The 14,232-nt window shown below is 60.7% G+C and carries 18 protein-coding genes; 8 read left to right on the top strand and 10 right to left on the bottom strand.

Going from position 1 to position 14,232, the window contains the following annotated elements; all coding sequences use genetic code 11:
• Positions 1-137 precede the first annotated feature (137 nt).
• The 5 genes from cgtA to C4J91_RS22825 all read left to right on the top strand — a co-directional run bounded on the left by cgtA (position 138) and on the right by C4J91_RS22825 (position 4,977).
• Positions 138-1,361 (top strand): Obg family GTPase CgtA, encoded by a 1,224-nt coding sequence (cgtA, locus tag C4J91_RS22845; RefSeq protein WP_124364368.1) that lies wholly within the window; start codon positions 138-140, stop codon positions 1,359-1,361.
• A 110-nt stretch (positions 1,362-1,471) separates the two neighbouring features.
• Positions 1,472-2,590 (top strand): glutamate 5-kinase, encoded by a 1,119-nt coding sequence (gene proB, locus C4J91_RS22840; protein WP_124365208.1) that lies wholly within the window; start codon positions 1,472-1,474, stop codon positions 2,588-2,590.
• Positions 2,591-2,605: 15 nt separating this feature from the next.
• Complete coding sequence (locus C4J91_RS22835; protein WP_124364367.1) at positions 2,606-3,070, top strand: CreA family protein; 465 nt, start codon at positions 2,606-2,608, stop codon at positions 3,068-3,070.
• 102 nt (positions 3,071-3,172) lie between these two features.
• A complete protein-coding gene (locus C4J91_RS22830; RefSeq protein ID WP_124364366.1) occupies positions 3,173-3,655 on the top strand; it encodes a glutathione peroxidase in 483 nt (160 codons plus the stop codon).
• A gap of 218 nt (positions 3,656-3,873) precedes the next feature.
• Positions 3,874-4,977 carry an NADH:flavin oxidoreductase gene (locus tag C4J91_RS22825; RefSeq protein WP_124364365.1) on the top strand — a complete coding sequence of 368 codons (1,104 nt, stop codon included), beginning with the start codon at positions 3,874-3,876 and terminating at the stop codon, positions 4,975-4,977.
• Here the strand turns inward: C4J91_RS22825 and C4J91_RS22820 are convergent.
• Together C4J91_RS22820 and cysZ are read right to left on the bottom strand one after the other, a co-directional pair.
• Entirely contained in the window at positions 4,946-6,148 is a 1,203-nt protein-coding gene (locus C4J91_RS22820; protein WP_124364364.1) for a glycosyltransferase family 1 protein, read from the bottom strand. The genes C4J91_RS22825 and C4J91_RS22820 overlap by 32 nt on opposite strands.
• Before the next feature lie 54 nt (positions 6,149-6,202).
• Complete coding sequence (gene cysZ / locus C4J91_RS22815) at positions 6,203-6,967, bottom strand: sulfate transporter CysZ (protein WP_124364363.1); 765 nt, start codon at positions 6,965-6,967, stop codon at positions 6,203-6,205.
• Positions 6,968-7,261: 294 nt separating this feature from the next.
• Between cysZ and trxB the strand changes: the two genes are divergently transcribed.
• Positions 7,262-8,224: a thioredoxin-disulfide reductase gene (gene trxB, locus C4J91_RS22805; protein ID WP_124364362.1), complete on the top strand. Its 963-nt coding sequence runs from the start codon at positions 7,262-7,264 to the stop codon at positions 8,222-8,224.
• 125 nt (positions 8,225-8,349) lie between these two features.
• Here trxB and C4J91_RS22800 read toward each other — a convergent pair whose 3' ends face one another.
• The 6 genes from C4J91_RS22800 to C4J91_RS22775 form a co-directional block, all read right to left on the bottom strand.
• Positions 8,350-8,691: a HopJ type III effector protein gene (locus C4J91_RS22800; RefSeq protein WP_124364361.1), complete on the bottom strand. Its 342-nt coding sequence runs from the start codon at positions 8,689-8,691 to the stop codon at positions 8,350-8,352.
• Positions 8,684-8,980, bottom strand: coding sequence for a DUF1244 domain-containing protein (locus C4J91_RS22795; protein WP_124364360.1), 297 nt, complete (start codon positions 8,978-8,980; stop codon positions 8,684-8,686). Before C4J91_RS22795 ends, C4J91_RS22800 begins: the two co-directional genes overlap by 8 nt.
• Positions 8,981-9,063: 83 nt before the next feature.
• The gene (gene folX / locus C4J91_RS22790; protein ID WP_003194073.1) at positions 9,064-9,435 is read right to left on the bottom strand and encodes a dihydroneopterin triphosphate 2'-epimerase; all 372 of its coding nucleotides are present in this window, start codon (positions 9,433-9,435) and stop codon (positions 9,064-9,066) included.
• A gap of 2 nt (positions 9,436-9,437) precedes the next feature.
• Complete coding sequence (gene folE, locus C4J91_RS22785; RefSeq protein WP_124364359.1) at positions 9,438-9,998, bottom strand: GTP cyclohydrolase I FolE; 561 nt, start codon at positions 9,996-9,998, stop codon at positions 9,438-9,440.
• Between the two features lie 19 nt (positions 9,999-10,017).
• Positions 10,018-10,728, bottom strand: a complete 711-nt coding sequence (gene folM / locus C4J91_RS22780) for a dihydromonapterin reductase (protein ID WP_124364358.1) — start codon at positions 10,726-10,728, stop codon at positions 10,018-10,020.
• 57 nt (positions 10,729-10,785) lie between these two features.
• Positions 10,786-11,343: an antibiotic biosynthesis monooxygenase gene (locus C4J91_RS22775; protein WP_124364357.1), complete on the bottom strand. Its 558-nt coding sequence runs from the start codon at positions 11,341-11,343 to the stop codon at positions 10,786-10,788.
• Between the two features lie 211 nt (positions 11,344-11,554).
• On the opposite strand from C4J91_RS22775, the gene C4J91_RS22770 reads away from it, so the two are divergent.
• Complete coding sequence (locus C4J91_RS22770; protein WP_124364356.1) at positions 11,555-12,514, top strand: MerR family transcriptional regulator; 960 nt, start codon at positions 11,555-11,557, stop codon at positions 12,512-12,514.
• A gap of 2 nt (positions 12,515-12,516) precedes the next feature.
• Here the strand turns inward: C4J91_RS22770 and C4J91_RS22765 are convergent, their stop codons facing one another.
• Positions 12,517-13,122 carry a hypothetical protein gene (locus C4J91_RS22765; RefSeq protein WP_124364355.1) on the bottom strand — a complete coding sequence of 202 codons (606 nt, stop codon included), beginning with the start codon at positions 13,120-13,122 and terminating at the stop codon, positions 12,517-12,519.
• A gap of 57 nt (positions 13,123-13,179) precedes the next feature.
• Positions 13,180-13,647, bottom strand: coding sequence for a PAS domain-containing protein (locus C4J91_RS22760; RefSeq protein WP_124364354.1), 468 nt, complete (start codon positions 13,645-13,647; stop codon positions 13,180-13,182).
• A 129-nt stretch (positions 13,648-13,776) separates the two neighbouring features.
• On the opposite strand from C4J91_RS22760, the gene C4J91_RS22755 reads away from it, so the two are divergent.
• Positions 13,777-14,232, top strand: a complete 456-nt coding sequence (locus C4J91_RS22755; protein WP_124364353.1) for a flavodoxin — start codon at positions 13,777-13,779, stop codon at positions 14,230-14,232.

Below are 14,232 nucleotides of genomic sequence, written 5' to 3'. Positions count from 1 at the left end.
GAGTCTCTTGCAAAGCTGTTTGTAATGGCGAGGGCAGCAGGTTTTGCAGTCGTTGCTTGAGGTCGCTGCGCTCATTTTTGCAAGAGTCTTATGTCTTGGTTTCTTAAGCTCGTCCGTGCGGCGAGAGGCGTTTTGTTATGAAGTTCGTTGATGAAGTTTCCATCCGAGTAAAAGCAGGCGACGGCGGTAACGGTTGCATGAGTTTCCGTCGCGAAAAGTTCATTGAAAACGGTGGCCCAAACGGCGGTGACGGCGGCGACGGCGGTTCCATCTATATGATGGCCGACGAAAACCTCAACACCCTGGTCGACTACCGTTACACCCGGCACTTCGATGCCGAGCGTGGCTCCAACGGCGGCAGCACCGACTGCACCGGCAAAAAAGGTGAAGACCTGGTACTGCGCGTACCGGTCGGCACCACGATCATCGACTCGGCCACCCAGGAAGTGATCGGCGACCTGACCAAGGCCGGCCAGAAGTTGATGGTTGTGCAGGGCGGCTGGCACGGGCTGGGTAACACCCGGTTCAAGTCCAGTACCAACCGTGCACCGCGCCAGACCACACCGGGCAAACCGGGCGAGCAGCGCGACCTCAAGCTGGAAATGAAAGTACTCGCTGACGTAGGCCTGCTGGGCCTGCCGAACGCCGGCAAAAGTACCTTCATCCGCTCGGTGTCGGCCGCCAAGCCGAAAGTCGCCGACTACCCGTTCACCACCCTGGTGCCAAACCTGGGGGTGGTCAGCGTCGACCGTTGGAAAAGCTTCGTGGTCGCCGACATTCCTGGCCTGATCGAAGGCGCTTCCGATGGTGCAGGCCTGGGGATTCGCTTCCTCAAGCACTTGTCGCGCACCCGTTTGCTGCTGCACCTCGTCGACATGGCGCCGCTGGACGAAACCAATGCTGCCGATGCCGCCGAAGTGATCGTCAGCGAACTGACCAAGTTCAGCCCGGCCCTGGCCGAGCGTGATCGTTGGCTGGTGCTGAACAAGTGTGACCAGATCCTTGAAGAAGAGCACGAAGAGCGCGTCAAGGAAATCGTCGACCGCCTGGAGTGGGAAGGTCCGGTCTACGTGATCTCGGCCATCGCCAAAGAAGGCACCGAGCGCCTTTGCCGCGACATCATGCGTTATCTGGAAGACCGCGCCGACCGCCTGGCGGCCGACCCGGTATTCAAGGCAGAACTGGCCGAGCTCGACCAGCAGATCGAAGACGAAGCCCGTGCCCAGCTGCAAGCGCTGGACGACCAGCGTGCCCTGCGCCGCAGCGGCGTGAAGTCGGTGCATGACATCGGCGACGATGATTGGGACGAGGAAGACGTGGATGATGAAGACGGTCCGGAAATCATTTACGTGCGCGACTGATTCGTTGCGATAAACTTGAACGCCGCTCCTTTGGAGCGGCGTTTTGGTATCCGGGTATAACGTTATGGGCGGCGCTGGGTCGCGCGGCCCTCACTCTAAGGTTGAAGATGATGCGGAGCAAAGTGACAGGTGCGCAGCGCTGGGTCGTAAAGATCGGCAGCGCGTTGCTGACGGCCGATGGCAAGGGACTCGATCGCGCAGCCATGAGCGTCTGGGTCGAGCAGATGGTGGCCTTGCATGAGGCCGGTGTGGAGTTGGTGCTGGTCTCGTCCGGGGCGGTTGCCGCCGGGATGAGCCGCCTCGGCTGGACCGCGCGACCCAGCGCGATGCACGAACTGCAAGCCGCCGCCGCCATCGGCCAGATGGGCCTGGTGCAAGCCTGGGAATCGAGCTTTGCCGAGCACGGCCGCCACACGGCGCAGATCCTGCTGACCCACGACGACCTGTCCGACCGCAAGCGCTACCTCAACGCCCGCAGCACCTTGCGTGCGCTGGTGGAGCTCAAGGTCATCCCGGTGATCAACGAGAACGACACCGTGGTCACCGACGAAATCCGCTTCGGCGACAACGACACCCTGGCTGCCCTGGTAGCCAACCTGGTGGAAGCCGACCTGCTGGTGATTCTCACCGACCGCGACGGCATGTTCGACGCCGACCCGCGCAACAACCCTGATGCCCAGCTTATCCATGAAGCGCGCGCTGATGACCCGGCGCTGGACGCCGTGGCCGGCAGTGTCGGCGGCGCCTTGGGCCGTGGCGGCATGCAGACCAAGCTGCGCGCCGCCCGCCTGGCCGCGCGCTCCGGTGCCCACACCATCATCGTCGGCGGGCGCCTGGAGCGCGTGCTGGACCGTCTCAAGGCCGGGGAGCGCATCGGTACGCTGCTGTCGCCCGAGCGCGGCATGCTGGCGGCGCGCAAGCAGTGGCTGGCCGGGCACCTGCAAACCCGTGGCACCCTGGTGCTCGACGCGGGAGCGGTGTCGGCGTTGTCCCAGGGCAACAAGAGCCTGCTGCCGGTGGGTGTCAAGTTAGTGCAAGGCAGCTTCCGCCGCGGCGAGATGGTGGTGTGCGTGGCGCCGGATGGTCGTGAGATCGCCCGCGGCCTGGCCAACTACAGTGCCCTGGAGGCGCAGAAGATTATTGGACAATCGTCTGAAGCGATTGTCGGACTCTTGGGCTACATGGCGGAACCGGAACTGGTGCACCGCGATAACCTCATTCTGGTTTAAACGAAGGAATACCCGATGCGCGTAATGAAGGGATTGCTTGGCCTGTTGCTCGCCATGCCACTGCTGGCCTCGGCCGAAGAGATTGCCCAGGTGTCGACGGTGTTCAAGTTTGTCGGCCCCAACGACCGGATTGTGGTCGAAGCGTTTGACGACCCCAAGGTCGATGGTGTGACTTGCTATCTGTCCCGTGCCAAGACCGGTGGCGTCAAAGGCGGCCTGGGCCTGGCCGAAGACCGCGCCGAAGCCTCGATTGCCTGCCGCCAGGTCGGCCCGATCCACTTCAAGGGTGAGCTCAAGGACGGTGACGAAGTGTTCAAGGAGCGCACCTCGCTGGTGTTCAAGACCATGCAGGTGGTGCGTTTCCTCGACAAGAAGCGCAACACGTTGGTGTACTTGGTCTACAGCGACCGCCTGATCGAAGGCAGCCCGCAGAACGCGGTGACGGCGATCCCGATCCTGCCGTGGCCGACCGCTCAGTAACCTGCAGGCGGGTTTTGTTACGGGCGTCTATAATTGCGGGCTTGCGGGTTGTAAGCTCAAGGCGTCGCGAGGCGTAGAAAAATAGGATATCTGGAGTTCGTCATGAGTGCTTTCCACGACCTGAAACTCAAAGCGTTGGATGGGCAAGAGCTGCCGCTGGCGCCTTACAAGGGGCGAGTTGTGCTGGTGGTCAACGTGGCCTCCAAATGCGGCCTGACCCCGCAATATGCGGCGTTGGAAAACCTCTATCAGCAGTACAAGGACCAGGGTTTTACCGTGCTCGGCCTGCCGTGCAACCAGTTTGCGGGCCAGGAACCGGGCACCGAGGAAGAGATCCAGCAATTCTGCAGCCTCAACTATGGCGTGACCTTTCCCTTGGGCAGCAAACTCGAGGTGAACGGGCCGGAGCGTCACCAGCTCTACCGCCTGCTGGCGGGCGAGGGCGCTGAATTTCCTGGGGATATCACCTGGAACTTCGAAAAATTCCTGCTCGGCAAAGATGGCCGCGTGCTGGCGCGTTTTTCGCCACGTACGCCACCGGAAGATCCATCGATTGTCCAGGCCATCGAAAAAGCCCTAGGCTAACCCTGCCCCTGTAGGAGCGAGCTTGCTCGCGAAAATCGCCAACGATAACGCGTGTGCTCTGGATATGCGCGGCGTCCTCGGGTCTTTCGCCAGCAAGCTCGCTCCTACTGGTATTCGGTTGCTTTTATCGCCTTAATCACCCAGATCAATAGTGCTATCCAGCAAGTAGCGGCGCCCATATTATCCACATCATAAATCCGTCTTATGTGGAGTGCTCCATGCCCGTCCAAGCCTTGTTCAAACCGTTCCAGCTCGGTGCACTGCAACTGTCGACCCGCGTGGTCATGGCGCCAATGACCCGCTCGTTCTCCCCGGGTGGCGTGCCCAATGCCCAAGTGATCGAGTACTACCGCCGTCGCGCCGCCGCCGGTGTAGGGCTGATCATTACCGAAGGCACCGTGGTCGGCCATCAAGCCTCCAACGGCTACCCCAACGTTCCGCACTTTTACGGCGAAGCGGCGTTGGCCGGCTGGAAGAAAGTGGTCGATGCGGTCCACGCCGAGGGCGGCAAGATTGTTCCGCAGTTGTGGCATGTGGGCGCCGTGCGCCGTATCGGTACCGAACCTGACGGCAGCGTGCCAGCCTACGGCCCGATGGAGAAGCTCAAGGATGGCAAGGTAGTCGTCCACGGCATGACCAGCCAGGACATCAAGGACGTGATCGAGGCGTTCGCTCAGGCAGCCAAAGATGCTCAACGCATCGGCATGGACGGTGTGGAAATCCATGGCGCCCACGGCTATCTGGTCGATCAGTTCTTCTGGGAAGGCAGCAACCAGCGTACCGATGAGTACGGCGGCAGCCTGGCCAACCGTTCACGTTTCGCTATCGAATTGATCCAGGCCACCCGTGCTGCGGTCGGCCCGGATTTTCCGATCATCCTGCGTTTTTCCCAGTGGAAGCAGCAGGACTACACCGCGCGCCTGGTGCAAACCCCCGAGGCGTTGGGCGAATTCCTCAAGCCGTTGTCCGACGCTGGCGTGGATATTTTCCACTGTTCAACGCGCCGGTTCTGGGAGCCGGAATTCGAAGGTTCCGACCTCAATCTGGCCGGCTGGACCCGCCAGCTGACGGGGAAACCGACGATCACCGTGGGCAGTGTCGGCCTGGATGGTGAGTTCCTGCAGTTCATGGTCAACACCGATAAGGTCGCGCAGCCGGCCAGCCTGGAGAACCTGCTGGAGCGTTTGAATAACGACGAGTTCGATCTGGTCGCCGTGGGCCGTGCGCTGCTGGTGGATCCGGATTGGGCCGTGAAGGTGCGCGAAGGTCGCGAGGCCGACATTCTGCCGTTCAGTCGTGAGGCGTTGACGAGCCTGGTGTAAGCGACGCCAGGGCGGGCACCGGAGGCCCGTCCTTGCATACATCGCGCAACTGACGCTCGAATTGCTCGATGATCGCCGGCCACCCTTGGCGACTGGCGTGTTGCCGGGCATTGAGCCGCGCTCGGCGCAGCGTCTCGCGCTCTTCCAGCAGCCACACGGCCGCATCGCAAAACGCGTTCTCATCCCCCGGCATCGCCAGCACACCGTTGTAACCGTGGCGAATATGCTGGGTCGCGGCTGCCTGGTCGTAGGCCACCACACCCAGCCCGGACGCCATGGCTTCCAGCACCACATTGCCGAATGTTTCGGTCAGGCTGGGAAACAGGAACAGATCGCCCGAAGCATAATGCCGCGCCAGTGCTTCACCGCGCTGGGCGCCGCAGAACACCGCGTCGGGCAAATCGCGCTGCAACAGGCTGCGCTGCGGGCCATCGCCGACAATCACCAGCTTGAGCCGCCGCGATGGATAGGTGGTCTGCAACGTGTCGAAACAGCGTTTGAGCAGCCCGAGGTTTTTCTCTTGGGCGAGGCGTCCTACGTGCAGCACCACAATGTCGTCGTTCTCCAACCCCCAGCTTGCGCGTAAAGCATCATCGCGTTTGGCTGGGTGGAACAGTTGGCTATCGACCCCCCGCGACAGCATCCCAAGACGCTCGAAGTGCCGGCGCTCCAGCTCCAGGCGCTGACTCGCGCTGGGAACCAGGGTCAACGTCGACCGGTTATGAAACCAGCGCAGGTAATGGGTGACCAGGCGACTCAACAGGCTCAAGCCGTACTGGTTCGAATACTGTTGGAAGTTGGTGTGAAAGCCGCTGACCACGCTGATGCCCAAGCGCCGCGCCGCGCGTAACGCCGACAAGCCCAACGGCCCCTCGGTGGCGATGTACAACACATCCGGACGCTGGCGGGTCCAGCGGCGCAGGAGTTTGTGCATCGACGATTGGCCCCACTGCAGCCCTGGATACCCCGGCAACGGCCAGCCGCGGCACAGCAGCAACTCATCGTCACTCGGCCGGCTCTGGTCGACGCCTTGGCGGGGGCGCACCAGTTCGATTTGATGGCCGCGCGCGCGCAAACCGTCGCACAGGCGGCCAAGGGTATTGGCCACCCCGTTGATTTCCGGCGGGAAGGTTTCGGTGATCAGGGTGATGTGGAGCGAAGCTGTCGTCATGACCCACAGTGTCGCTGCGGGCCATGTCTTCATTGTGTCACTGGGATGATGGATTTATGACCGAGCCACCTGTTGCGCCGCCATCGCTTCGGCACCTTGCTCGCGCACCCAGAACAACGTGGCCCCGGCGACTGCTGCCGGCATCATCAGCAAGTTGACTACTGGCACCAGCAGCACCAGGTAGACGATCCCGCCAAAACTCATGCTCTGCCAGCGCTTCTGGCGCAGCCAGGCGAGCATTTCGTTCCAGCCCAGCTTGTGGTTGTCGGCCGGGTAGTCGATGTATTGGATCGCCATCATCCACACGCCGAACAGCAGCCACAATGGCGCGGCGATCAGGTTGACCACGGGAATGAACGACAGGATGAACAGGCCGATGGCCCGTGGCAGAAAGTAGCCCAGCTTGCGCATTTCCCGGGCCAGGGTGCGCGGGATCATCGCTATCAGCTCGGCCCAGCTGAACGGCGGGAAGTCGTCGGTGCCACGCACCACGATCTCGACTTTCTCCGCGAGAAAACCATTGAACGGCGCCGCGATGATATTAGCGAGCATGGTAAAGGTGAAAAACACCATCAACACCACCAGCACCACGAACAGCGGCCACAGCAGGTAATTCAAAAAGCTCAGCCAGCCGGGCAGCGTGGGCATCAGGTGGTCGACCCACAGGCTGAATTGGTGGCCTGCAAAGTAGATCAGGCCGACGAACAGCACCAGGTTGATCGCCAGCGGCAGCAGTACGAACAGGCGCAGGCCGGGGCTCAACACCAGTTTGAGGCCTTCGCGCAGGTATTGCGGGCCGGAAAGAGCGGGGGCAGGCATGGAAGACTCCGAGCAGAAGGGCGAACGCGCCGACCTTACCGGCTTTGCCGTGGCGGTGAAAGTGGCGACATCAGCGGTTACACCTGAGTGGACAAGAGGTTCGATCAAAACCGGGCGACTGCATAGAGACCACCTATGAGCTGGATTGTTATTCCGTATTTCCTTAATCTTGCCCCCCTCTATACGCTGCACCCATTATTTTCAGGATCTGCGAGTTCAAGCCTTCCCCAAGTGCTTCGCGGTCCTTTTTTATTCCAGCCGTCTTGTTGTCCGGGCGGTCGATAGGAGTGAGTCATGTCTGATACCCGTCATTCGCGAGTGATTATTCTCGGTTCCGGCCCTGCCGGTTACAGCGCTGCGGTCTACGCTGCCCGCGCCAACCTCAAGCCGCTGCTGATCACCGGCATGCAGGCGGGCGGTCAGTTGACCACCACCACCGAAGTCGACAACTGGCCGGGCGACGTCCACGGCCTGACCGGCCCGGTGCTGATGGAGCGTATGAAAGAACACGCCGAGCGCTTTGAAACCGAGATCGTGTTCGACCACATCAACAAGGTCGACTTCTCCAAGAAGCCCTACAGCCTGACGGGCGACAGCGGCGTGTACACCTGTGACGCGTTGATCATCGCCACCGGCGCCAGCGCCCGTTACCTGGGCCTGCCGTCGGAAGAAGCGTTCATGGGCAAAGGTGTTTCCGCCTGTGCGACCTGCGACGGCTTCTTCTATCGCAACAAGCCAGTGGCTGTGGTCGGTGGTGGCAACACCGCCGTGGAAGAGGCGCTGTACCTGGCCAATATCGCCAGCACCGTGACCCTGGTGCACCGCCGCGAAACCTTCCGCGCCGAGAAGATCCTGATCGACAAGCTGCACGCCCGCGTCGCTGAAGGCAAGATCATCCTCAAGCTCAACGCCACGCTGGACGAAGTCCTGGGTGACAACATGGGCGTGACCGGTGCGCGCCTGAAGAACAATGACGGCAGCTTCGACGAGCTGAAAGTCGACGGCGTATTCATCGCCATCGGCCACACCCCGAACACCTCGTTGTTCGAAGGTGTGCTGGAAGCCAAAGACGGTTACCTGGTGGTGCAGGGCGGCCGTGAAGGCAATGCCACCGCCACCAACATCGACGGCATCTTTGCGGCCGGCGACGTGGCTGACCACGTCTACCGCCAAGCTATCACCTCGGCCGGCGCCGGTTGCATGGCGGCCCTGGACGCCGAGCGTTACCTTGACGGTCTGAAAGACGCCTCGTTCTAAGCAGCACTGCAAAACAAATGTGGGAGGGGGCTTGCCCCCGATTGCGGTGGTCCAGTACCCAATGTACTGACTGACACACCGCTATCGGGGGCAAGCCCCCTCCCACATTTTGATCTGTGTTTGGCTCAGGATTTGCGGGTCAGGGGTTGTGCTGCAAATTTCACTCCGGCCAGGCCGTGTTTGATCAATGCACGGATATTGCCATGGTCACTGCCGTCAGGCGTAGCCACCACTGAGCGGTAATGCTCGCCAAACGCCAGCAACGCTTCCTGATCGCTCAACCCTTCCAGCAACGCCAATCCAAGTGTCTTGCACGAACCTTCGTTCTGGCCGGCGGCATTTTCCACCTCGCCGTTGGTGAAGGCTTGTGGCTGGTAGTCGTAACCTGCGGCAACAAAGGCCAGGGTGTCGGCAAACGCGTGTTCGCCGCTGTTAAGGCTGGCGCGCAGGGTGTTCAGGTCAGTCATGGGCTTTTCCTTTGGCAAACGCCGCATGTTGGTCGGCGCTGGCTTCTTTCTGGTATTGGGCTTTCCACTCGGCGTACGGCATGCCGTACACCACTTCACGGGCGTCATCGAGGCTCAGCTCGATCTGGCGCTCGTCGGCCTCGGCCTTGTACCACTTGGACAGGCAGTTACGGCAGAAGCCGGCCAGGTTCATCAGGTCGATGTTCTGTACATCCTTGCGGCTGTCCAGGTGTGACACCAGCCGGCGAAAGGCGGCGGCTTCGAGTTCGAGGCGTTGTTGGTCGTTCATGGAATCTCTCCGAGATAGCTTCAAGCGGGTAAGCTTCAAGCTGCAAGTTGGAATGCGTGTGGCTTTTAGCTTGAAGCTTGCAGCTAACGGCTTGCAGCTAACGTAATCGAAACCGACTCGGCAAAGCGCAGCGCATGGGGTTTGTCGACTTCGACTTCGGCGTACAGCACCGACTCGTTGCTCATCACCAGGTCGAGCAGCTCCTGGGTCAGGCGTTCGAGCAAGGCGAAGCGGTTGCCTTCGACGTGGGCAATGATGGCCTTGGTGATGGTGCGGTAGTTCAGCGCGTGGTCGATGTCATTATCGCGCACGGCTTCCTGGGCGGCATACAGGATGGTCAGGTTGATCAGCACATCCTGCTTGTTGAGGATTTCGTCCTCGTTGATGCCGATAAAGGTGCGCAGGCACAGGTCCTTGACCCGAATGCGCGCCATGCCTGGTTGAAGTTGTGGCATTGCTACTTGCTCCGTCCAATCAGTTGCAGGAACTCCATGCGCGTGGTGTTCGACTCGCGGAACGCGCCGAGCATCACCGAAGTGTTCATGGTTGAATTCTGTTTTTCCACGCCGCGCATCATCATGCACATGTGCCTGGCTTCGATCACCACCGCCACGCCGGCGGCCTGGGTCACGTCCTGGATGGCGTCGGCAATTTGCCGCGTGAGGTTTTCCTGGATCTGCAGGCGCCTGGCATACATGTCGACGATGCGCGCCAGTTTCGACAGGCCCAGCACCTTGCCGGTCGGAATGTAGGCCACATGGGCCTTGCCGATAAAGGGCAACAGGTGGTGCTCACACAGCGAGTACAGCTCGATGTCCTGGAGGATCACCATCTCGTCGTTATCGGAGGCGAAGAGCGCGCCGTTGACGATTTCTTCCAGGTTCTGCTCGTAGCCATGACACAAGTATTGCATCGCCTTGGCAGCGCGCTTGGGGGTGTCGAGCAAACCTTCGCGTTCCGGGTCTTCGCCCAGGCCTTTGAGGATTTCGCGGTAATGGTGGGGCAGGGACAAGGTCATACAACATCCTCAAAACGGCTTACTTGATATGCCGCCCGCCGTTGACGGTCAGGGTGGTCCCGGTGACATAGGGGTTGTCCAGCAGGTAACGCACGCTCTGGTAGATCACCTCAGGCCCGGGCTCGATGCCCAGTGCCGACTTGGCCAGGACCTTGGCACGGTAGGCCGCGTCGTCGCCTTCATTGAACATCACCATGGCCGGCGCGATGCCGTTGACCTTGATCAGCGGCGCGAACTCTGCGGCAAACGACAAGGTAAGGCTGTCGAGCCCGGCCTTTGTGGCGCAATACGCGATGTGCTGGCGGCTGCCCTTGCGTACCACGTCATCGCTGATATGCACGATATCGGCCGGTGTTGAACGTTGCAGCAGAGGTGAACAATGCCGGTTGATCAGGTACGGCGCAAGCATGTGCACGCTGAACATGTCGGTAAAGGCGTGGCTTTCGTCGTCAGGCGTTTCCGCGATCCAGGCCGAGGCGTTGTGGATGATCGCGCGCAGCGAGTCGGTATGTGCCTTCAGCTCAGTGATGAACGCCACAATCCCCGCTTCGCTGGAAAAATCGGCAAACAGGCCGACCGCACCGCGTTCGCGCAGCAGCTGCACCCCTGGGCGTTCGCTGCGGTAGCTGAAGATGACCGATTGCCCTGCGTCCAACAGGCGTTCGGCGCAATACAGGCCGACGCGCTGGCCGGCACCGGTGATCAGGATCGGGGCGTTGGTTGCAGTCATGGGAAGCTCTAGTCGCTGGCAGGTGGAAACTATACCAGCGACCTGTCTGCCCTGTACTCAGGCAGCGGCTTCGCTGGCCTTGCGTGGTGGCATGGGATGCAGCCAGTTCGCCAGCAGGTGCGTCGACAACGGAATAAAGAAGTACACCATCAGCGGTGTGAGCGCCAAGGTGCTGACCAGCACCCGGCTGAACAGGTCCAGTTCGCCGAGCAAGGGTGCCAGGCCAAAATTGAACAGCAGCGACACCGGGAAAAACGCCAGCCAGATCGCCACCGCCTGTTTCCAGCGGGGTGGGCGGGCTCCCACGGCGCCAAACCAGCCATCGATGCCGCTCACGCGGTGCTCGGAAGGGTCGGCAAACAGTTCGCTGCCACGGCTCAGCCAGGCACTGCGCGAAGCGGAAAACTCCCAGGCATGCAGGGTTTTTTCGTCGGCGAAGCGGAAGATGATCTGGAATTCATCGTCATTGGGCGGCGGGGCCAGCACGCCGGAACCCAGGTAACCGGGGAAGTCGGTGGCCAGTTGTTCGCCTTCGCGCAGCCAGGCCATCAGCTCTTCATAGCGTCCTTTGGCCACGCGGCGCGCGACCATCAAGGTGACGGGTGAGGTAGACATGGTATATCTCCAAATGTACGGGTGCGCTGAACCGGGTAGGTGGCGCACAAAGAGGCGGCCGGGTGAGGCCGCTCTCTTAAAAAACAGGCAAGGATTATTCCTCTTTTGCCGAAATACACCAGAGACGTTGGTCCGATAAGTACGGCCTTGAAAAAGACAGGTCGATAAGCGTTAAATACCCTTCAGCCAGCATTGCCACATTTGGTCACCAATGCCCTTGATTACCGCTCCGATTGATAGCATTTCGCGTCTGATTTCGACAGATTCAGATCAGCTTTTTCCGATTCGGGAAGTCTCGAGATTGACAGGCGTAAACCCGGTCACCCTGCGAGCGTGGGAGCGGCGCTACGGGCTGATCCAGCCCATGCGCACCGAAAGCGGGCACCGTCTCTACTCCACGGCCGATATTGAGACGGTCAAGCGTATTCTTGATTGGACTGAACGCGGCGTAGCGGTGAGCAAGGTTGGCAAGATTCTGGCGCGTGACGATCAACAGATCGAAGCAATTCGTGCCGAGCGCGACGCGGCCGAAGACAGCGAATGGCCGCAGTGGCGAGCCCGGCTGATGCATGCCATCAGTGCGTTCGACGATCGTCAGTTGGAGAGCGTGTACGGCCAGGTGTTCTCGACCTATCCCCTGAGCATTGCGTTTCAGGACATTCTGATGCCGTTGTGGCGCGACTTGCTGCGCTACCAGGGCCGTTTCGGCCAGGCCAGTGAATGGCTGTTTTTCGATTCTTTTCTGTGCATGCAGACGTTGCTGCGCCTGCAGGTGGCAAGCGCATCGCCCGCCCCCCAGGTATTGCTGAGCGCCCTGCCGGGCGAGTGCCGCAAACTGGAGCTACTGGTGGCGGCGCTGTTGATGAGCCGGGAGGATTCGCCCGTGAAAGTGCTGGGCTTGGACCAGCCGGTCGATGAGTTGACCCTGGTCTGTGAAAAGATCCGCCCCCAGGCGCTGGTCATGTTCTCCAATCACTTGCATAAGCATGACCTGGCTGCACGGCTGAGCCGCTTGGCGTTGACCCTGGACTGCCCGCTGTTTCTCGCAGGCGCTGCATCGGACCTGTTGCAGGCCGATCTGGCCGGCACGTCCATCGGCTGCCTCGGCAGCGAAGGGCGCCAGATGCAGCGCCGTTTGCAGCAGTTTCTCAGTGGCGGTCTGGATACCTGATCTCAGGCATGTACATGGGGATGCACCAGACGATGCTGGTGCAGGATGAATTGGCGCAGGCGCTCGATTTCACCTGCGTCACTCTGATTCAGACGGTAGGCAAACAGGCCCCGTGCGGTTTCCCGTTCCAGCGTGCCACGCAACGCAATGCGTTCGTAACCGGACGGACTGAACCACAAAGAAAAGGTTTTCGGCGGTTTGGCTCGGCCACGCCCTTCCACCAGCACACCCTTGAATGACACTTCGTGCACCCACAGCGCACTGGCGTAGCCCTTGATGTTCTCCAGGGCCACCGGTGTTTCAAGGGCCAGGCGCCACGGGCGGATCATCGGCCCGTCTTCAAAGATACTCGGCACGCCCAGGCGAAGATGCACCGCATGAAACTCATCTTCCACCAGGTGCAGGGGAAAGGTCAGTTGCTGGTTATCGAACTGCGCCTGGATGGTGACTTGGTCGTGAGCGGCCAATCGCGTGAGCAAATCGCGAATCTGCGCACCGCCATTCACCGTCAGGCTCGACCATGCATCCCGCAGGTTGAGCTGCGGGTTGTGCTGCATGTCCTGGATAAACGCCAGTTCGTCCTGCGTCAAAAGAGCATCGCGGTGCATGGATATAGCTCAAAGTTGGGTGTTAAAAGGCCATTATCACTCTAAAGAGCGCCATTTTTACAGCTTGTTAATTCCACTCGTCACCTTGAGCGCCGCCAGCTCAGCTTTAAGCTCGGCTACCTGGGCTTCCAGCTGGGCGACGCGTTGCTGCGCTTTTACCTGGACGGTGACGTCTTTTTGCACGCCGACGAAATACGTCTGCTGGTCGGCCGCGTTGTACACCGTTGACAGTGATAACTCGTTCCAGAAATGCGTGCCGTCCTTACGGTAGTTGCGCAGGATTTCCCGACACGCGCCACCGCTGTCGAGCGCCTCGCGAATCGCCATCAGGCCTGGCTGGTCACGGTCGCCCGCCTGCAGGAAACGGCAATCCTGATAAAGGATGTCGTCCAGAGTGTAGCCGGTCAGGCGTTCGAAGGCCGGGTTGACGTAGATCAGTGGCTTGTCTTCGCCTTCTCGTTCGGCGACGACAATCCCGTCGTTGGAGGCGTTGATGACCATTTGCATCAGCTTGGCGTTGATCATTGAGCGGTCCATGGCTTGTTGTTGAGGTCTGAAGTTTATGACACGTCTTGAATGTTGCACGGCGCGCGCTGAGAAATCTGCGCCAGCTGCTAATATCCTACGCTTTCGCTCAATTACAGGATCAGATTGATGAAAGTCGCCATCCTTTCCGGCTCGGTCTACGGCACAGCTGAAGAAGTCGCTCGCCACGCCGAAAAAATCCTCAAAGCAGCGGGTTTTGAAGCCTGGCACAACCCGCGTGCCACGCTGGCCGACGTGCAGGCCTTCGCGCCCGAGGCGTTCCTGGCGGTCACATCGACCACCGGCATGGGCGAGCTGCCCGACAATCTGCAACCGCTGTACTCAAGCATTCGCGACCAGTTGCCCGCCGCCTGGCGCGGCCTGCCCGGTGCGGTCATTGGCCTGGGCGACGCCAGCTACGGCGATACCTTCTGCGGCGGCGGCGAGCAAATGCGCGAAGTATTCAGTGAGTTGGGCTTGCACGAAGTGCTGCCGATGCTGCGCCTGGACGCCAGCGAAAGCGTGACCCCGGAGACCGACGCCGAGCCGTGGCTGGCCGAGTTGATTACTGCACTGCAGCGCTGA

The organism is Pseudomonas sp. R3-52-08, assembly GCF_003851745.1.
Lineage (GTDB): Bacteria > Pseudomonadota > Gammaproteobacteria > Pseudomonadales > Pseudomonadaceae > Aquipseudomonas.
The sequence above is the reverse complement of the archived record's forward strand: the minus strand, read 5'-3'. Positions and strand labels throughout refer to the sequence as shown.